General features: G+C 58.8%; 17 protein-coding genes and 1 pseudogene. 9 read left to right on the top strand and 9 right to left on the bottom strand.

Translation table 11 applies throughout. The annotated features are described in order from the left end of the window. On the top strand, window positions 1-972 hold a 972-nt coding region (locus EET67_RS10735; protein WP_210211116.1), incomplete at its 5' end, for a hypothetical protein. 284 nt (window positions 973-1,256) lie between these two features. Then, a pseudogene (locus tag EET67_RS26625) lies at window positions 1,257-1,397 on the top strand (transposase); the annotation flags it as partial. A gap of 94 nt (window positions 1,398-1,491) precedes the next feature. On the opposite strand, the gene EET67_RS10745 reads toward EET67_RS26625, so the two are convergent. Beyond that, window positions 1,492-3,159 carry a D-glucuronyl C5-epimerase family protein gene (locus EET67_RS10745; RefSeq protein WP_128626179.1) on the bottom strand — a complete coding sequence of 556 codons (1,668 nt, stop codon included), beginning with the start codon at window positions 3,157-3,159 and terminating at the stop codon, window positions 1,492-1,494. Between the two features lie 397 nt (window positions 3,160-3,556). Here EET67_RS10745 and EET67_RS10750 point away from each other — a divergent pair, with 397 nt between their 5' ends. From EET67_RS10750 to EET67_RS10770, 5 genes are all read left to right on the top strand, one after another. After that, window positions 3,557-5,077, top strand: a complete 1,521-nt coding sequence (locus tag EET67_RS10750) for a flavodoxin family protein (RefSeq protein ID WP_128626180.1) — start codon at window positions 3,557-3,559, stop codon at window positions 5,075-5,077. 21 nt (window positions 5,078-5,098) lie between these two features. Next, window positions 5,099-5,341, top strand: a complete 243-nt coding sequence (locus EET67_RS10755) for a phosphopantetheine-binding protein (RefSeq protein ID WP_128626181.1) — start codon at window positions 5,099-5,101, stop codon at window positions 5,339-5,341. Beyond that, window positions 5,342-6,757 (top strand): class I adenylate-forming enzyme family protein, encoded by a 1,416-nt coding sequence (locus EET67_RS10760; RefSeq protein ID WP_128626182.1) that lies wholly within the window; start codon window positions 5,342-5,344, stop codon window positions 6,755-6,757. A gap of 125 nt (window positions 6,758-6,882) precedes the next feature. After that, window positions 6,883-7,998 (top strand): hypothetical protein, encoded by a 1,116-nt coding sequence (locus EET67_RS10765; RefSeq protein WP_128626183.1) that lies wholly within the window; start codon window positions 6,883-6,885, stop codon window positions 7,996-7,998. 8 nt (window positions 7,999-8,006) lie between these two features. Further along, a complete protein-coding gene (locus tag EET67_RS10770; protein ID WP_128626184.1) occupies window positions 8,007-9,722 on the top strand; it encodes an MBOAT family O-acyltransferase in 1,716 nt (571 codons plus the stop codon). Between the two features lie 453 nt (window positions 9,723-10,175). Here the strand turns inward: EET67_RS10770 and EET67_RS10775 are convergent, their stop codons facing one another. The 6 genes from EET67_RS10775 to EET67_RS10800 all read right to left on the bottom strand — a co-directional run bounded on the left by EET67_RS10775 (window position 10,176) and on the right by EET67_RS10800 (window position 13,857). Continuing rightward, window positions 10,176-10,703, bottom strand: coding sequence for a hypothetical protein (locus tag EET67_RS10775; RefSeq protein WP_128626185.1), 528 nt, complete (start codon window positions 10,701-10,703; stop codon window positions 10,176-10,178). Window positions 10,704-10,833: 130 nt separating this feature from the next. Then, a complete protein-coding gene (locus EET67_RS10780; protein WP_128626186.1) occupies window positions 10,834-11,382 on the bottom strand; it encodes a formaldehyde-activating enzyme in 549 nt (182 codons plus the stop codon). A gap of 150 nt (window positions 11,383-11,532) precedes the next feature. Continuing rightward, complete coding sequence (locus EET67_RS10785; protein WP_128626187.1) at window positions 11,533-11,835, bottom strand: hypothetical protein; 303 nt, start codon at window positions 11,833-11,835, stop codon at window positions 11,533-11,535. 263 nt (window positions 11,836-12,098) lie between these two features. After that, window positions 12,099-12,461 carry an RcnB family protein gene (locus tag EET67_RS10790; RefSeq protein WP_128626188.1) on the bottom strand — a complete coding sequence of 121 codons (363 nt, stop codon included), beginning with the start codon at window positions 12,459-12,461 and terminating at the stop codon, window positions 12,099-12,101. Window positions 12,462-12,624: 163 nt separating this feature from the next. Beyond that, window positions 12,625-13,527, bottom strand: a complete 903-nt coding sequence (locus EET67_RS10795) for a nickel/cobalt efflux protein RcnA (protein ID WP_128626189.1) — start codon at window positions 13,525-13,527, stop codon at window positions 12,625-12,627. 51 nt (window positions 13,528-13,578) lie between these two features. Further along, the gene (locus EET67_RS10800) at window positions 13,579-13,857 is read right to left on the bottom strand and encodes a metal-sensing transcriptional repressor (RefSeq protein WP_128626190.1); all 279 of its coding nucleotides are present in this window, start codon (window positions 13,855-13,857) and stop codon (window positions 13,579-13,581) included. Window positions 13,858-14,000: 143 nt separating this feature from the next. Between EET67_RS10800 and EET67_RS10805 the strand changes: the two genes are divergently transcribed. Both EET67_RS10805 and EET67_RS10810 read left to right on the top strand, forming a co-directional pair. Continuing rightward, window positions 14,001-15,125, top strand: a complete 1,125-nt coding sequence (locus EET67_RS10805; protein ID WP_128626191.1) for a molybdopterin-binding protein — start codon at window positions 14,001-14,003, stop codon at window positions 15,123-15,125. 15 nt (window positions 15,126-15,140) lie between these two features. Then, window positions 15,141-17,096, top strand: coding sequence for a molybdopterin biosynthesis protein (locus EET67_RS10810; protein WP_128626192.1), 1,956 nt, complete (start codon window positions 15,141-15,143; stop codon window positions 17,094-17,096). Window positions 17,097-17,182: 86 nt separating this feature from the next. Here the strand turns inward: EET67_RS10810 and mobA are convergent, their stop codons facing one another. Further along, on the bottom strand, window positions 17,183-17,800 hold the full coding sequence (gene mobA, locus EET67_RS10815) for a molybdenum cofactor guanylyltransferase MobA (RefSeq protein ID WP_128626193.1): 618 nt from the start codon (window positions 17,798-17,800) through the stop codon (window positions 17,183-17,185). Continuing rightward, window positions 17,790-18,683: a formate dehydrogenase accessory sulfurtransferase FdhD gene (locus EET67_RS10820; RefSeq protein ID WP_128626194.1), complete on the bottom strand. Its 894-nt coding sequence runs from the start codon at window positions 18,681-18,683 to the stop codon at window positions 17,790-17,792. Before EET67_RS10820 ends, mobA begins: the two co-directional genes overlap by 11 nt. Between the last annotated feature and the right edge of the window lie 88 nt (window positions 18,684-18,771).

Consider the following 18,771-nt stretch of genomic DNA (forward strand, 5'->3'; position numbering starts at 1 on the left):
GCGGGCGATCAGTGTCCATTCCTCGTCCGTCAACCCAATCCGTTCGCCCAAAGCTGCCTCCAAATGGAAGCCTTGAATCAAAACCGGATTCCGCAGTCAACCTTTGTCCACGAGCGCTACTCTCTTTACTCACCAGGTTACCGCAAGTTTGCACCAAGATATGACTATAATGCCCTCCACGTATCTCAACTTCTTTGGCTCTACGATGTAGCTGGCGATCCGATATTTCTTGAATGGGCCAGTCGATTCCAAGCCTATGAGCTAACGAATTACTCGTACAGCGCAAAAGGGTCAGTAGACCCGGTAAAGCACGGCCCAGACGGTGCCGCAGGACACTACGGCAATGCTTATTGGTCGCACGCCGATTTTCCTACATGGATTCAAGTTGATGCTCCAGGGGAGGTATATTCGGGACTAGCTATCCATGGAAATGGGGACAAAGCTATACCGAGAGACTTCACGGTATCGGCGGTGACTGACATCGGCTGGAAGGTTTTGGCGACGGTCAAGGGCAATACGTCGAAAATATACCAAGCAGAATTTGAGCCGATTTATACGACAGCGTTTCGTGTAGATATCGAGAGCGACAATGGAAACCGCAATGTCGCATTGCAAGCCGTGATGCCAATCCCGGCATGGCCGGCTTTCGCACCCGTTTCCGACGAATGTAACTATCGGATGGGGAAGGGAGACTACAACTACGATCTGGCCATTGATGGCAATCCAGAGACAGCAATGCGTGTCTACTGTGATGGCTGGCTGGTGTTACCGATCGGTTCAGCCACATCAATCTCCATCAAAGCACGAGCTGGGAAGGCGTTGCGGCTTTCATTCTCTGATGATTTGCAGAAATGGCGTAGCGGAGGAACCGTTGCTGTCAATGGTGAGAAAGCGACTATCCCTGGTGCCAAGTTTGTCCGCCTGGAATTTGGGGCAGATGTCGGAAGGATTGAAGAAGTCAGCCTGAACTAACCGTCGATCTTTGCTGGTATCTGCTCCTGCTCAATTGCTTCTCAGGCTGCCGACGCCTGTAGATCGATACGATATTACCTGTGCTGCGACGGTAAGTTCGTAAACTCCATTGGAAGGCGATCGGATAGAAATATAGTCTGGCCGATATCCTTTTACTGAATATGGAGATGAAGCCAGCAATGTCGTCAGGCTTATGGGGATTCACTATGATGAACCGCCGCGCGGCGAACGACGATGGGCCCGCATTGCCTGGGTAAACCCGCTGCCCCCCGGGACGCAGCGGCAACGACAGTTGCCGCTTCATTCAAGCGATGCTCCGGATTGTTCGAACCCGGCTGGCATGGCGTGACCTGCCCGCACATGTGGGAAACTGGAGCACAGCATTTCGCCGCTTCAGCGGCCGGCGCGGGGCGATATCTCCGTGAAGCTCTTCAAAGCCGCTGGGACGAGCCTGATTATTGGGAATACGCCATGGTCAGACGCCATTCGCTGTCGAATCCCCATAAACTCCTAATAAGGTTAGTCGATCAGTGTATTTTGCCGGTAGCAGGCGTCTTTGTGTGCAGCGATATAGGTTGCCACGTCGGCCGGTCCCGAAAGTAGTGCGTAATCTGACAAAACTATCGATTTGTCACTGTCGAGGTCTTGGGTGAAGATCCGGAACTTCAGCTCTCGGTCTCCTCCAATCGTCCCTTCGTTCTCAAACCCGACAGGAGCGAGCATGATAAGATTTTCACAGTCGGCTTTGAGCATCGGGTATCCGCGCGAAGCAGTGTTTCCTTGGCTGTCGACCAGGAGAAAGGCGATCGCCGCATTGAAATCTGGCTGGGCGATGAAAGCGAATAATGACCCTGGCTGCCAATCTGCAGGAGCATCGAACACGATTCTCGCCTCATCATTGGCTGCTGTCTCCTTGTTCGGTGAAGCTTTGAACTCCGGAGAGATGGTTATTGTATTGCCGTCGATAGCAACCGCATCGAGTTGGGCCTCGGGCTTGAGGTCCAGCGTCAATGGCTGATCGGCCACTTCTGGAAATTCGGTCTGGCTAAAGACCTTTACCGTCATGTCTCCACGCAGGATCGAATAGTCGCATCTATCCGGCCGGCTGGGCACTTGCAGCGAGGTGACTAGCCGCTGGGAAAGGTCGAGATTTTTATAATGCATTTGTCGGTGATCAGCCGATACGGTTTGCCCCAGAACTTCGCATTCGATGCGGTAGGGGTAGACATCCGGGAGGTAAGGATGCGGTGCACCCAGCGCCTTTGCGACCACCCTAAAGCCCTTCTCGCCTGAGATGAGCGCAAGCGGGTATTCCTGAGCGAACAAGGAACGCCTTAATCCAACTTGCTCACGATAAAACGGATCGCCGGTGAGATTGAACAACGATTCAAACTCGGCGGATTCGAAGAGGAGATAATTGACTGGGATTATGACCTTCGGCGTACTCTGGTACCATGTCCACTTCCGGTCCGCGCGAATGAAATCATCGGCCATGGTCTTTGTGCCACGAGCCGCACAGTCGTAGGCTTCGAGCAGATCTTTGTCCTGCGATGCATTGGCTAATAGCAGCAGGGCATGCAAGCCAAACAGATGTCCGTTCAAGACATGATACTCATCCTCCTCGCTCATTCCGGTCCAGGAATATTCAGAAATCCAACATCCTTTTTCGGACCTCCACACCGAGCCACCGTCCAGCGGTGATTGAAGGGCAAGCTTTGCGGTAGCCAAGGCTGCTGACCGGTAGCGCTCCTTACCGGTTATCTCCCATGCAGCGTACATGGTCATCGGCGCCGAAAACCCGTCCATGCCCGACCACCAGCCCGGGTCGATCTTGTTGTGCGCGTAGCCGTATCGATATCGCACGCCAAGACCATCGCGGACGGCAGGCTCATATTCATCGATCATAAAATCCAGGAACGAGAGGGCACTCTCCAGCCGAGCCGATTCTCCCTTGAGGTGGGAATCACGTATCGCGCGAAACAATCCGAAGAAAATTTGAAAGGGGTCGTGCCTACCGATTGCGTCCTGGATGTAGGCATCTGTCATCTCGGATGATGGCCGATTGTCCCAGAGAAACGTTCCCAAATTTTCGGTCGGCGCGTCGACAATCCTGTTGGATGCCGATGCGACGCTGCAAACCATAGAAAGCGCGGCAACCACTGCCACGATCGCCAATTTCGGAAACATGTTTCACCCAAGCCAGTAAAGCACGCACTCTACTAACAGGCCAGGCAAGCCGCTAGCCGCCCTCTGCCCATATCCACATCAAAGAGGCTGCTCTCGATCGGCTGGACAGTGAAGCAAAATCATCGTTCCAGCCCAAGCCGACCATGGCCGCTCATCGGCCCGGCTCGCCTCAGTGCCTGCCCCGGACCAGTGCCGCGCGGGCTGGTGATATCCGGTCACCAAATCGCATTCGCTCGCTTTTGCAAGACAAGAGCGATGGATCCTGGCACAAAATATCCTTTCGACGAGGTAGTTTCGGGCTCAGCGGAAAACGAGTTCCGATCCTTGTCGTCCATTGCAGTTCCTGCAATAAGCCACAACGGATCAGTCAGAAGACTGCGAGCCGGGAGATTGTAGCATGACGCGCGTTTTGGGAATCTCGTCCAGCTTACGAAACGCAAGATTCGGTCTCGGAAGCAAGGCGCTGGTTGAGGAATTGGCTCGAACTTCAACCCAGGACGAGCTGGCATCTTTCCTCCAGGCACAGACGAAGCTGAGATTCGATGATTTCGTTGCGGCAGGTCGCGCTGACGGCAAGCCATTCGATGAGATCTACGCAGCGCTCAGGAAGCTGCGCGGTGAGCGTGGACTCAGTAATTCGGAGGCGGCGCTTGCGGCAGCTTTATGGGCTGCACAGCAAGAGGGCGCGGAAATCAGTCATGTATCTTTATCGGCCCATTTCCCGGTGACGGGGAAGGGGAGGAATCTGGATAGGCTGGCTGAGGAAATACAAAATGCTGACGCCCTCGTGCTTTCCGGCCCGGTCTATTTTGGCGACCGAGGGTCGCTGGCGCAGTCGCTTGTAGAATTCATCGCGTCTGATCCAAAACTCAAAGCAGCATGCAAAGGCAAGGTTTACGGTGGACTTGCCGTGGGCGCGAAAAGGAACGGAGGCCAGGAGACCACTCTCATTTACCAGATGCTGGATATGGTCAACCTGGATTTTCTGGCAGTTGGAAACAGCAGCGAAACGACGGCTCAATACGGAGGCACGGCGGTTGCCGGGGATGTCGGCAAGTTTCATTCGGATGCATATGGCATAGAGACTTGCCTGGGCACTGGGCGACGTGTCGCGCGGGTGGCCAATTATTTCAAATCGGCTCGTGAAACTTCTTTGCACTTCAAAGACCGGCTGAAGATTCAGCTTTGGTTACTCCAAGATACTGCCGATGGTGCTGGATATGAACTCTTCCACAAATGGGCAAAGGATGTCGAAGCAGCCGTTGAGGACGTCGACATTTCAGTTGTCGATGTCGCTAGAGAGGAAGTGGTTCGCTGCATTGCCTGCGATGTCTGTCCTGTCGATGTCGGAAAGAAGGAGGACTACCGGTGCATTATTACGACGTCTGATGACTTCTTTGTAAAGCATCACAAGGATATCATCGAGCCAGACGCCGTTCTGATATGCAGTTACAGTCCGGAAGACAGAAGCAACCTCGTTTCTGTCTACCAGCAATTCATTGAGAGAACCCGATATTTGCGTCGGGATAACTACGCACTTACGGACATTCTCGTCGCTCCCTTCGTGATTAGCGAGTTGTCAGCCCGCCAGAACCTCCATTTGCGAATGTTAACTTCTGCAATCAGGCACCATACGGTGCTGCACCATCCTATCATCGGCATGATCTATGATGGCGAGTTCCTCGCGAGGAAAAAGTCGGTGGAGATGGGATGTGCATTTGTCGACCAGGCGCGAAAACTGGCACTGGGCAGGCATGTGCTCGAACATGCAGATGATTTGGTCTACAAACCCGTCGGCTACGAAATCAGTGCCCATAAAGCTGAAGCAGATGCCGTAGCTGGAAAGACACAAGAAGCTGTTCGTGCAGCCGCAGATCGTCACGCCCAAAACGCAAAACGCCGGCTGGCCGCTGGTTAACGTCGGCCCTAGAGTGCTCAAATGACAAGCAACGAAGACATCCTCAACGAGATCATCAGCATCGTTCGGCCCTTCGTCGATCCGAGCCTGGAGTTAACCCCGGATTTTGCATTGATCGACAGCGGCGCGATCGACTCCGCCAGCATGATCAACATTCTCCTGGAACTCGAAGGGCGCCTTGGCATTCAGCTTGGTGCCGCGGATCTGACATTCGAACAGTTTCAAAGTTGCCGCACCTTGGCTGGCGCGCTTTCGAGCAAGTAGATGGCCGCCTCAGTGGTACAATCGGCCTCCCTTCGTCGACGAAATGGAGCCGCAACGGCAATTTCTTCGCGAGGGAAAAGCTATTCGGTTGCGGAAATTTTGAAAGCCGCCAAAGCGTTGGCTCAGCAGTTCTCGCAAGTTCGTCAAAATCTGGCGGCGAGAATCGGGCTGAATCCTCCTTGCGTTTTGTTGCCTTCATCCCAGCCCGCTGCGTTTTTGGCGGCGCTCATCGCTGCCCGCATGGAAGGATTTATCAGTGTCCCGTGGCGCGATGCAGTGATCCCGCCCGACGCCATTGCAGATGCAGTTCGGCCGGACTTGAAGCTGCACTTCGATGAAGGCGTGATCGACCGCTGCAGTGTAAAAATGCTCGACAGCGATGCCTTCATCGGTGAGCGCCATGGCGACATCATCATGATGACGAGTGGATCGACCGGGCAGCCGAAGGGTGTCGCCTTGGTGCTTGACCAAATCCTGTTGAACGCTCTGTCGGCAGGGGCGGTCATGGAGATCTGGAAATGCACCGGTTGGGCAATCGACATTGATGTCGGATTGATGTCCGGCCTGAACCACCTGCTGATGGCGTGGCAGTTTGACCTGCCATGCCATCACCTAAGCGCCGGTGGCGACGATATCTATGAGACGACATTCTCTACAGGGGCAGTGGGATTTGGGGGGAGCCCAATCCAGCTGGTAAGAATGGGGAACAGGTTAGATTCCTCATGTCCTGTGATGATGGTGAGTTCCGGCGATTTCTTGATGCCATCAATGATCGATCAGGTACTGGAACGGTTTCCCGACACGCTCGTTCACAAACTCTATGGGCTGACGGAACTCGGCGGAAGGTTCTGCTGCATGCCCCACCAGTTCCTTCTTGGGCGCAAGGAATCTGCCGGTTTGCCACTACCGGGTTTTCGGGCTCGAGTTTCGGCTGAAACGGGGGTCATCGAAGCCAGGTCGCCATTGCTTACTGCCGGGTATTATTTGCCCGGAGGCGACTTTTCCCCGATGAAAGATGGCTGGTTCAGCACCGGGGACGTTGGATCGATCGACGCGGATGGTGTGGTGACACTGAATGGACGGTCGAATGACGTTTTCAAGGTCGGCGGAGAGAAAGTCGACCGTCACACCATAGAAGTCGAACTCGCTCCGCTCTTGCCCGCCATCGACTATTGCGTGTTGGCTGTCGAGCATCGCCTGTTGGGGCAATGCGCTGCCCTTTTCGTCGTGGATAGCGGTTCTGGTGATCTGCCGAAATGGGCAGAGATCGTTGCCCACCTTCGTAGTCGGCTGCATCCAAGGTTTATACCGAGCTTGATGTATAAGGTGGAAGGCGCCCTGCCCCGGCTTGCAAGCGGAAAAATCGATCGAGAGTCCTTGAGAAGCAGTCATCTGTCATTCCAAAGGCTGCAGTAAGCCTATGTCGCTTCTTATCTTGCGTGGATGGTTACGGCAGTTCTGGCTTGTCGTTGCATATTCAGTAGTGCTGGGCGGGATGGCGGCAATCCTGATTGACGTGGCGGCAAGGCAAGGGGATGCCAGTGCATTTCGCTACGTTGGTTTCTAGTCTCGCCAAACTCTGGCTCAAAGGTGCAGAGAGCTTATGGATCACCACACGTGAAAGGGCGCTAGCATTTCTCGTGGCCTTGACGCTTGCAATCGGTGTGCTTGCCGCGTTCGAAACTACCGGCGCTTTTGAAGCCCTGAAACTTTCGAAGCCCTTGCGCCCGTTCCCGGAATGGCAGGCGCCAGAATGGGTCTACATCCCGTGGAAAATCGCGCGGTCCTTCCAGGAAGAAGCGGACATCGTACTGCTGCTCGGCGGGTCAACTTCGCGGGAATTGACTCCATCTGACGACTACGTGTCCAGCGAGCTGTCCAATCGCTGTGGCCGGGCAATTCGCTTCATCAATGGGGGCTCTTCCGACCAAACGCTTGCAGAGGCGTGGGCAATCACTGAGGCGATGCCCAAGGGACGGCTCGCATCGGTCGTCGTCGGGGTGAACTATCTTCGATTCGAAGAATCCATGGAGGACGTTGCGCGCCGCGCGAACTCATCTCGTATGCCATTTGGCATTCCCGCTGAGGTAAGGCATCTGCTGTCAGAAAATGGCATCAATGTTGGTTATTCGTTCCCGCCTCTCAGATGGACGGGCTGGTTGGTTAACAATCTCACGAAATTAACCTGGGGTCACACTTCTGCAGAAAGTATAGATTCAGGAATATACACCGACCCCTTTGAAGGTTATTCAAATAGATATCATTACCCTCCTAAACCGATAGAAGCTAAAGTAAGAATAGTTGATCAGATGATTTCTGAACGCCTATCACTTCTCGAGTCGAATCATAGTGACGGCGGATATATGTGGTCTTCATTCGCAAATTTGATGACGAATGGCGGGTCGAATGTTTTATTCCTCGTTTTGCCGGAAAGTAGCTCTCTGATTCCATTCAGAAAGCGGTCGGAAAAATACCTTCAGAAAACACTTGGCGAGTTGGAATCCTCCAGAGGAAGAGTTCTGGACTGGCGAATAAGACCCGAGTTGAACGAGCAGGATTTTTTCGACCAGCAGCATCTCTTGCGCTCTGGTCGTGAAAAATTGAGCGGAGAGCTTTTAAAGCTGTTTTCGGAAACAATCCCCAATTGCGGAAGATAAAGTAAGATATGAACAGGCTTGCAACTTTGTTGCTTATTGCTGTTCTGGGGGCAGCATTATTCTCTCTACTTTCACTTGATCGACCCATCGATCTCTCAATGGAAATTCATCGGCCTCTCTCTACAGGCGACTCTATTGGGGGTGTCGATAAGGAGATCGTGAGCCTGCCGCTTTCGTCTCCTGTCCGATTGCGCGCCGAGGACTCGGAAAGTCTGCGGCTCTCGCTGCAGTCACAGGGGTTCGATCATGTGGGAGTGATTGCGCTCACATTTGACGGGCCTCCCATCCAAGTCATCAATCGAACAGCGTCTCATTTTGAAACTCGGACCATCTGTCGGCCCAGCGTTCAGGATGGAGCCAATAGATGCCGGCTTGTCCTGAGGGTGGGAAACGAGCAGGAGACAGTTCTGCTGATCCAGCCGACCAGCGACACTTCCTATATCGAGCAAGTCACCTTTGAGGCGGCGACGGCAAAGCGCCATGCGGCGGCTTCCGGCGAGAAGGTCCTGTACGGCTTTCTCCTGCTTACTCTGCTCGGCCCTGTTTTGGTTTGGCTGAGGCGGTGGCCGAAGGTCGAGAGCGTTGCCTTGGTCGCGCTTGGAACGGCATGGATAGCGACAACCGGCATTGTTGGTCTAACGATTGCCGTCGCATTTGTTGCAGGTGGCTACATCTCGGTGAAGTGGATTGCCAGAGTGACCGAGAAGCGATCTCGTGCCTTGGTTGCCGCGCTCGTCGGTGTCATTGCAATCATCTCGTTCGTGAAATTCGTTGCTCCACAGATTTCCGCAGCATTTGCAAATCCTGGCGGATTTTGGCTCGCACTACCATTGGGCGTCTCGTATTTCGCCATCAGAATAGTCGACCTGATGCTCAATGCCTATGGCGGCACGCTCAAGGATCTGAACTTCCGTAACTATCTCGCGTTCATGTTGCTGCCGCATACATTGGCCGCGGGACCAATCCTCACTTATCCAGATTTCCTGCGCAGCCAAATCAGCTCCTATTCGCTGATTGATTTCTCCGCGGGGGCAGCAAGAGTTTGTATTGGGTTGGTAAAAAAGCTTCTTGCCGATGCCTTCCTGTTGCCGATTGTTGCGGCCAGTATGGATGAGTTTTTGATTGCTGGCTGGGGCAGCAGCCCAAAAGTTGTCGCAACCATGCTGCTTGCCAACGTCGCTTACGTATATATTGATTTTTCGGCATATTGCGACTTGGCTATCGGCGCTGGCAGAACTGCAGGCCGCCGGATACCGGAAAATTTCGACTGGCCACTGGTGCGCAGCGGAATTCGACAGTACTGGCGTCACTGGCATATCACCCTGTCCCAATGGGTGATGCGTCGTGTCTATCTTCCGGCCTTCCTGAAATCTCGCTCCCTCGTTCTCTCGATGGTGACATCGATGATGGTGATCGGGCTCTGGCATGCATTGAACTTGCCATGGGCTCTATGGGCGTTCCACCACGGTCTTGCGATGGCCGCAGAAGGCTGGCTGTTCCCGTCCACAGGTAAACCGGCGATGCAAATAACGCGCTCGCCTGCCAGGCGCATTGGCTCTTGGATCAGCTATGGCTTTGGCGTGGTCTTCGTCTGGCTGTGGGTCGCGCTGGGTCATAGTTTCACTTTGTTTGCGTCTGTCGAAGTGGCGTTGAGGAGCTACATTCTTGCTCTTTCGACGCCAATTTGGCTTATCCATCGAGCGGTTACTTCAATATTTTTGTAAGCCGGCCCATCCCGCTATCGGCGCAGGCACCCAAGGAGATTGATCCGTTCCCGCTCGGTGTGACAGCAAGAAGACGAACGCTACCCGGGAACTTCAGGTAACCGAACCTGGCCTCCGATATGGAGGTAACGCAAAAAAAATCCTCCGGCGCCTTGAAGCGGCGCCGAAGGCTCGATTTCAGCCTCGATCATCTGAACCCGAGAAGCGACAGGACGGCCACCACGGCCACCGACAGGACACCCAGATAGATAGCGTAGTTCACTGCATTCTCCTGACTTCAAGACGTGCTGTCCGGAGAATGAATAGTTGGTTGGTGACGGAGTCACTTTGTCCTGTGGCAAAGAAGAACCCGCCGAAGCAGGGCCTGAAGTCCCGGCCTGGCATTTTTATTATCATGTCAGGGATAACCTGCCGGAACACCGTGCAGACTGCCACCTGTTCAATGGGTTGAGGCTAGCCCCGAACGCCGCCGCCGTTCCCCAAGCCGTCTGACCGATTCGGCCTGTCGGAATTTTCAGGCGTCAATTTGCGCACGCCCTTTTTAAGAACGTCGAAAGCGTCTTGCTTGAGCGACTTGGGCTTGTCGGCAAAGACGCCGACCATGCTGGCCTGCCACCTGCAGGTCTCGCTGTTGGAGGTCTGGGTATAGGTGCCGGACATGTTGAAACCGTCCAGCTGCCCCCGGAAAAACGCGCGGTTGCCGAACGCGTTATATGTTTCGAAGTAGATTTGGGTTCCGCGCTTTCCGCCATGATTGACGGTTCCGTTCGTGACGTTTCCCGTGATGTTGCCGTTCCCGTCGATCGCCAGTTTCAGGCTGCCTGAACCATATGAGCAATTGATGCTGCCCGCCCACTGGGTTCCTTCCGCGCGAGCCGGCGTGCCGAGCGCATATGAGAAAATGAGCGCGCCCGTAGCCAGCATGACCATGCTGTAAGTCTTCATCCCCGCCTCCCAACAGAAACCGGCAAAAAAATACATGAGAAGCCGATCGCGGACAAGCGGGGGGAGGCGCAAACGGCCCGCCATCCGGTGCCGGGAATGCAGACTTAGAATCGCGAAAGGCGGCCTGCCCTTCGCGATCCGTATCCGTCAGACCCGGATGGAAGCTTCAGAGCTTACCGTCGAGGCCGAGCTGGTGGTATTTGTGCATGATCTTGTCCTGGTTCTCCAGGAGCCAATCGATCGAGGGTTCGTTGGTCATGGCCTTGCGGATCGCTTCGGTGGTGCCCTTGCGATGCAGGTCGAACAGGATCTTGTGGTCGAGATTTTCGGCTTCGATCACCGAAGGCGCCAGCCAGACCGAGCAGATGATGCCGAGGTCGTTGGCCTTTTCCTTCGGAATGAAGCCGGCACGCACCGCATCCAGCACGCCATTAGCGATCGCGTACTGCACCGTGCCCATCAATATGTTGGTGTAGCGTGTGGTCTTGACCGTCACCTTGGACACGCACAGCGTGACGGGACGCACCATGATATCGGTGTTGAGAAGCGCAAAGACACGCGTATGGCCAGCCACCTGGTCGCCGACCAGCGTGGCAAGCGCGGTGCCTACCGGGCCGTCGAGTTCGCCGATCACGACTTCCGGTTCTGCCGCGGTTCCGGGAGGGCCGCCGGCGGCCAATGCCTCGCCCGTGCGCAAGACGATACGATTGCTCATTCGAGTTCCTTCCTGACCATTGGGAATTTGTGGAGGGCGGCAGACCCTGCGCCGCTTTGTGCTCCGGGCGTGCCTGTAAAGGCGACACGCGGAAGGCAGGCTAGCAACTTAATCTGCGGCAAGCGACTGCGGCATAGGGGCGCTAGCTCGTCAGCGCGGCCTTTCGGTCGAAGGACGGCGAGACAGCCCGCCCTTGTTCCTCACCCAGACCGGCGGGAATTCCCGAAGCCTTATGATCTCGGTGGCAGCAAGAAGGACCATTTCGGCCATATCCTCCTTGGTGAAGGTTTCAGGGTCCTTCGCCATGCACAGCATTTCATCGACGATATCGGCGGTCTCGTTCATGCCTGCCCCCGAGGATTGGAGGCCCGGCGCAACGGCGCGGACGCCGAGCCTCACGCTGACCTTCTGCCACTGACGGCCAGGCGCATAGATTCCGGCAAAAACCGCCATGAGGGCAGTCGGGAAAAGTGATTACCGGCACGTCTGATCGGGGTAGCATCGAACCGGAAAGGGGAAATCCGGCTTTCGGGAATTCTGCCGCTCGGACAAGGAATTGGATAGCGCCCCCATACGGTGTCAACCAAAGAAAAACCCGGCACGACGGCCGGGTTTAGGCAGTTTAGTTTTGACGGAAACGCCCCTCACCCTTTGCCCTCCCCGCAAGCGGGTAGAGGGGGCGTCAGCGTCGCGGCCATCTTCCTGTGGCAGCCGTGCTACCGGCCTGCCACGATGCCGGCGATGATGCCCGACGCCAGGCTGACCAGCAGATAGTCATTATCCACCTTCACCCATTGCTGGCCTCGGCCGGGCCGCTTCAGCCCATGGCGGTGATAGTCGCGCACGGCCTGCCTGCGCTGCCATTCTGGAAGGCGCTTACCCTTCGACCAATGGTGGTGGTTGGTGGCACGCCGGTCAAACTTGTAGCGCTTGTGCTGCGAATTGAAATTCGGCTTCTTCGGTTGGCTGTAGTGCTGGCCATGGCGTGGCCCGTCATAGCGGCTCTGGGCCTGCGCCATGGGCACCGTCAACACCGACAGGGCGACAGCTGCAAGGATAGAACGGGTAAACAGTTTCATTTCAGTGGTTCCTCGTTGTCGATGCGAGGACCCTAGCCGCCGCCGGATGAACCGAAACTGAACACCCCATTACATTTATGTAATGAAACCAATATGTTAATTAAGGTTAACGCCCGATCATGCCTTAAGGCCTGCCTGCCTCTGGGGCAGGCAGGCCGCGCCATCAGGCCGGCAGGCCCAGCCAGCCGTGATAGCCGACATAGAGGCCGACCGCGACGATGAGCAGGCCCGAAACATAGGGCGCCCGGCGCGCGGCGGTCGAGAACCATGACCAGCGCTTGGTTGCGTGGCGCACGCTCAGCGCCGCGGCAGCACCAACGGTGACCAGCGTGATGGCCAGGCCGATCGAGAAACACAGCACCAGGGCAAAGCCCAGCGTGAACTCCTTGAGCTGCAGGCAAAGCAACAGCACGGTGATTGCCGCCGGACAGGGGATGAGGCCGCCGGTCAAGCCGAACACTATGATCTGCCAGGTGGTGACATTGCGGTTGGTGAACTTGCGGCGGATGTCGTTGGCATGCGCCATTTCATGCGCGTCCTGATAGTCGTCGCGCTCCAGGACGAGCTGGTCCCCATCGGCGTGCTCATGACCATGCGAATGACCGTCATGATGATGCGCCGCATGTGAGTGGCCGTGATGGTGATCGTGGTCATGATGATGGCCGTGATCATGGTCGGAATGGGGGTGGGCATGGTCATGCGCACCCGCTTTGGCCATCTGCTGGTCCTGCCAGGTGCGCCACAGCATCCACGCGGCCATGCCGATGATGATGATGCCGGACACCAACTGGAAATAGGGCTCGAAGGCGTCTGCCTCCATGCCGCGCCACAGATACATGCCGCCCAGCGCAATCCCCCATACGACCATCGTATGGGAAACCGTCGCGGCAAGGCCAAGCAGCACCGCCTGCGTGACGGTTCCGCGCACGGCAATGATGAAGGCGGCCATCATCGTCTTGGAATGGCCCGGCTCCAGCCCGTGCAGTGCGCCAAGCAGGATCGCACTGGGGATGAACAGCCAGGCATGTGCAGCACCCTGCTGCACCAGTTCGGCAAAGGGAGTCATCGGGGGTCGGGACCTCTCAAATCCAGTCGAATGGCGTGAGGTCAGCCGACCTCACAGATATTTGGTGATTTCCTTGAACTCGTCGATCGTCTGGCGCTGTTCGCGCGCCAGCGGCCCGACGACGTCATCAAGACAGTGATCGAGATGATCCTGGATCAGGGTCTTCTTGGCCTGCCCGATCGCCCTTTCCACAGCATGAAGCTGCTGGGCGATGTCCAGGCAGGGCCGCCCAGCCTCAATCATGGCGACGACGCTGCGCAGATGCCCTTCCGCGCGCTTCAGCCGCTTGGCGATCTCAGGATGCGTTTGGTGGACATGGGGTTCGCTCATGCTCAACACCTATCCCCCTGGATAGGATATGTAAATATAAAAAATCATTCGGGTCTTGAAGCTGGCGGCGCTGCTGCCACGAGGCTCTTGGCGACGACACCGCCGCTGTTGCAAAGTGCCGCGGCGCTGCCCATCATTATGGCATGAGCAGAACGCAGCCTTCGAGCGGCGCACTGACCAGCCTCGAATCGGCGCTTGCCGAGCTGCTCGACGGCGTGGTTCCGGTTGCGCCCATATCAGTGCCGCTTGCCGATTGCGGCGGGCGCATCGCCGCCGAGATGCCGATGCTTAGCGCACCCCACCCTGCCCGCAACACCGCTGCGCTCGACGGCTGGGCATTGCGGTCGCTCGACCTCGTCGGCGCCTCCGCCTATTCGCCCGTTCCGCTGGTCGATGCGCCTTCATGGGTCGAGACCGGCGAGGCGCTGCCCGATGGCTGCGACTGCGTGTTGGAAGCCGCCCTGGTCGAGCAGCTTGGGCCACTGGCGCAGGCGCTGACTGATGCCATTCCCGGCGAAGGCGTGCGGCGTGCCGGCGAGGAGATGGCCAAAGGCAGCCTACTTGTCATCCCCGGCCGCCCTTTGGCTCCCGCTGACCGTCTTGCCCTGCGCGCAACCGGCTGTGATGCGGTCATGGTCCGCTCACCGCGGCTGCGCCTGATCGATGTCGCTGCTGTGGATGGCAGCAGCACAACCACGCAATTCATCGCCGAATTGGCGCGCACCGATGGCGCAAACATCACAGTCGAAACGATTGCCCGCGACGCTCAATCGATCGCCGCCGCGCTCGACGCGGCTTCCGCCGATCTCGTCGTGCTGGTGGGCGGCACCGGCGCCGGGCGCGGTGACGCCACGGCCGAGGCACTTTCCATGCGCAATGCCCTGATTGCCCGCGGCATCGCGCTGCGGCCGGGCCAGACGGCAGCAACCGGCAAGCTTGAAAATATGCCTGTCGTGGCGCTTCCCGGCCTGCCCGGCCATGCGCTCTCGGCCTATCTGCTGCTGGTGCAGCCGCTGCTCGACCGCCTGTCCGGCCGGCTTGTGCGCTCTGGCATCACGCTGCCTTTGTCCCGCAAGATCTCGTCTTCCATCGGCGTTGCCGAGATCGCGCTGTTGCACCGGGAAGCCGCCGCCTGGCAGGTGCTTTCGGTGGGAGGCCTACCGCTCGACCATATCCGAAATGGCGATGCCTGGCTTGCCATTGCCGGCGACAGCGAGGGCCATGCCGCCGCATTCCCCGTCGAGGCCTTCCCCCTGCGGGCGGTGTGATGTAAGGGCGCGGCCATGACCAGATCGCCTTCATCCGCCCCCCGCCCCCGGCAAGGCATCGGCCAGGACCAGTTCCTGACCATATTGTCACGAGAGGAAGCGCTTGTCCGCTTCCAGGCGGCGCTGTTTCCGCGTCCCGTGCCCGGCGAAGAGCGGGTGCTTGCCGATGCGCTCGGCCTGGCCCTGGCAGAGGACGTCACCGCGCCCATCGACGTGCCGCCCTTCGACCGCTCCAATGTCGACGGCTTTGCCGTGCGCTCCGCCGACATCGTCTCGGCTTCGGAGGCAGGCTCGGTGCGGCTGCGCCTGAATGGCGAGACCATCCATTGCGGCACCGCCCCGACTGAGGCCGTCGCGGCCGGTACGGCGACCACCATCGCCACCGGCGGCCCGATGCCGCGCGGTGCCGACGCCGTGGTCATGGTCGAGCATACGCAGCCTGCCGGCGACGATGCCATTGAAATAAGGCGCGGTGCCTCGCCCGGCCAGTTCGTCTCCTATGCCGGCTCCGACATCGCCCGCAGCGAGATGCTGCTGCGCGCCGGCACTGTGATCGGCTCGCGCGAGATCGGCATGCTCGCCGCCTGCGGCGTGGCCAGCGTCAAGGTTGCGTGCCGGCCGCGCGTTGCCGTGCTGTCCACCGGCGACGAACTGGTGCAGCCGGGCTATCCGCTGCCGCCTGCCGCCGTCTATGACACCAATGGCGCGATCGTCTGCGCGGCAATCGAGGAAAATGGCGGCGAGGCGGTGTTTTACGGTGCCATCGCCGATGACGAGGCCAAGCTGGAAGCGGCCATGCGCGAGGCGCTTGCAGCTTCCGACATGCTGATCCTGTCGGGCGGCACCTCCAAAGGCGCCGGCGATGTCAGCCACCGCATCATCGCCCGCCTCGGCAAGCCCGGCATCATCGCCCATGGCGTGGCGCTCAAGCCCGGCAAGCCGCTCTGCCTTGCCGTTTGCGACGGCAAGCCGGTCGTCATCCTGCCCGGCTTCCCGACCTCGGCGATGTTCACATTCCATGACATGATCGTGCCGGTGCTGCGGCGCATGGCAGGCCTGCCGCCGCGCGCCGAAACCCATGTGGCCACCAAGGTCCCGCTGCGCGTCGCCTCCGAACTCGGCCGTGCCGAATTCGTCATGGTGTCGCTGGTGGAGGGCGCGGAAGGGCTGATCGCCTATCCGACCGGCAAGGGGTCTGGCGCCATCACCTCCTTCGCGCAGGCCGACGGCTTCCTGCGCATCGATGCGCTCGCCGACCATCTGCCGGCCGGAACCGAGGCCGAGGTGACGCTGTTCACGCCGCATCTGCGCGTGCCCGATCTCGTCATCATCGGCAGCCATTGCACCGGGCTCGATCTTGTGCTGGAGCCGCTTGCCCGCGCCGGCCTATCGGCACGCTCGCTGGCGGTTGGCAGTCTCGGTGGCTTGTCGGCCGCAAGGCGCGGCGAATGCGACCTGGCGCCGATCCATCTGCTCGACGAGAAGACGCAGGTCTATAACGGACCCTTCCTTACCGACGGACTGGAACTGGTGCCCGGCTGGCGGCGCATGCAGGGCATCGTCTATCGCCCCGGCGACAAACGTTTCGAGGGCCGCTCCGTCGAAGACGCCATTGCCGCCGCCCTTGCCGATCCGTCCTGCCTGATGGTCAATCGCAACCAGGGCGCCGGCACCCGCATCCTGATCGACCGGCTGCTAGGCAAGGCACGGCCGGACGGCTACTGGAACCAGCCGCGCTCGCACAATGCGGTAGCCGCAGCGGTCAAGCAGAACCGCGCCGACTGGGGCGTCACCATTGCGCCGGTGGCGCAAGCCGCGGGGCTCGGCTTCATTGCGCTCGCCGAGGAGCATTATGATTTCGCGCTGGTCTCGGCGCGCAAGGATCGACTGGCGGTGCAGGCGTTTCTGGAAGCGCTGCATTCTGCCGAGTGCCGCGACGTGCTGGAGAAGGCAGGGTTCCGGCCGGCTTGACTGGTCAAGTTTTTATTTCTTCGCACCCCCTTCTGCCCGGCAGGGCAGAGGGGGCAACGTAGGGTGTTTGCCTCGCCAGCGTCCCACTACCCCGCCAGCTTCGCCAGCCGCTCGGCCTCCGACAAATCCTCGACCGTATTGGCGTTGAAGAAGGGATCGACCGGTTCCGCCGGCCAGTCGACCGTGGCGAGCCGATAGCGGGCGGTCCAGCGGTCGATCTTGCGCAGATCCTCCTCCACCAGCGCATGCCGCAACTCGCCGCGCAGCGCCACCTTCCACAGGCCGATCACCGGATGCGAGCGCCCGCCCGAGGCGGCGACCGCAAGTTCGGCTTCGTCGCGCTCCCGCGCTTCGTGCAGGCGGCCGACGAGGTCGCGTGGCAGGAACGGGCAGTCGCCTGCCACGCTCACCACAAATTGCGCCTGCGGCCGGTTCTGCGCCGCCCAGTCGAGTGCCGCCAGCACACCCGCCAGCGGACCGGGATTATCGGCCACCGTGTCGGCCACCACCGGCAGGCCGAAGGCGGCGAAGCGGGCCGGGTCGCCATTGGCGTTCAGCACCAGCCCGTCGCATTGCGGCGCAAGGCGCTCGATCACATGGTCCAGAATGGTGCGGCCGCCGATCTCGCGCATCGGCTTGTCGCCGCCGCCCATGCGCCGCGCCAGCCCGCCGGCCAGCACCACGCCCAGTGTCTCATGCGTCATGTTCGGCTCCCTTGCGCTGGTGGCGCGCCGGTTCCTCCTCGATTGCCGCCATATCCTGGTCGAAGATGATCCGCTCGGCGCCCGAAAGCGCGATGAAGCGCTTGCCGCGCGCGCGCCCGACCAGCGTCAGCCCGACCTCCCGCGCCAGCGCCACGCCCCAGGCGGTGAAGCCCGAGCGCGAGATCAGGATCGGTATGCCCATCCGCACCGTCTTGATGGTCATTTCCGAGGTCAGCCGCCCGGTCGTATAGAGGATTTTGTCGGCCGGATCGATCTTGTGGCGGTACATCCAGCCGGCGATCTTGTCGACGGCGTTGTGGCGGCCGACATCCTCCATATAGCAGATCGGCTCGCCCTTCAGGCACAGCACGCAACCATGGATTGCGCCTGCCTCCAGATAGAGCGAGGGCGTGGTGTTGATGCTGCGGGTCATCTGGTAGAGCCAGGAGGTTCGCAGTTCGGCCGCCGGCAGTTCGATATCGGCCACCGCCTCCATCAGGTCGCCAAAGGCGGTGCCCTGCGCGCAGCCCGATGTCAGCGTCCGCTTCTTCAGCTTCTGCTCGTAATTGGTGTGGCGCTCGGTGCGCACCACCGCGACCTGAAGCTCCTCGTCATAATCCACCCCGGTCACGACATCGTCGGGCTTCAGCATGTTCTGGTTGAGCAGATAGCCGATCGCCAGATATTCCGGATAGTCGTTGATCGTCATCATGGTGACGATCTCCTGCGAGTTCAGATAGAGCGTCAGTGCCCGCTCGACCGGCACGTTGATCTCCACCGCCTGCCCGCTCTGGTCGACGCCGGCGACCCGCTCCGTCAGCCGTGGATCGCCGGGCTCCGGCATGATGACGGCAAGGCCGGGCGGGTTGCTGCTATGCTGCATGGCGTTCTCACATTTCCATCTCTTTGACGAGCATGATCTTTTCGCGAAGCCGGTTCCCATTTTCCGGGTTCATGCTTAGGGTCGGGAC

The organism is Borborobacter arsenicus, from assembly GCF_003934165.1.
Taxonomy (GTDB): Bacteria; Pseudomonadota; Alphaproteobacteria; order Rhizobiales; family Rhizobiaceae; genus Pseudaminobacter; species Pseudaminobacter arsenicus.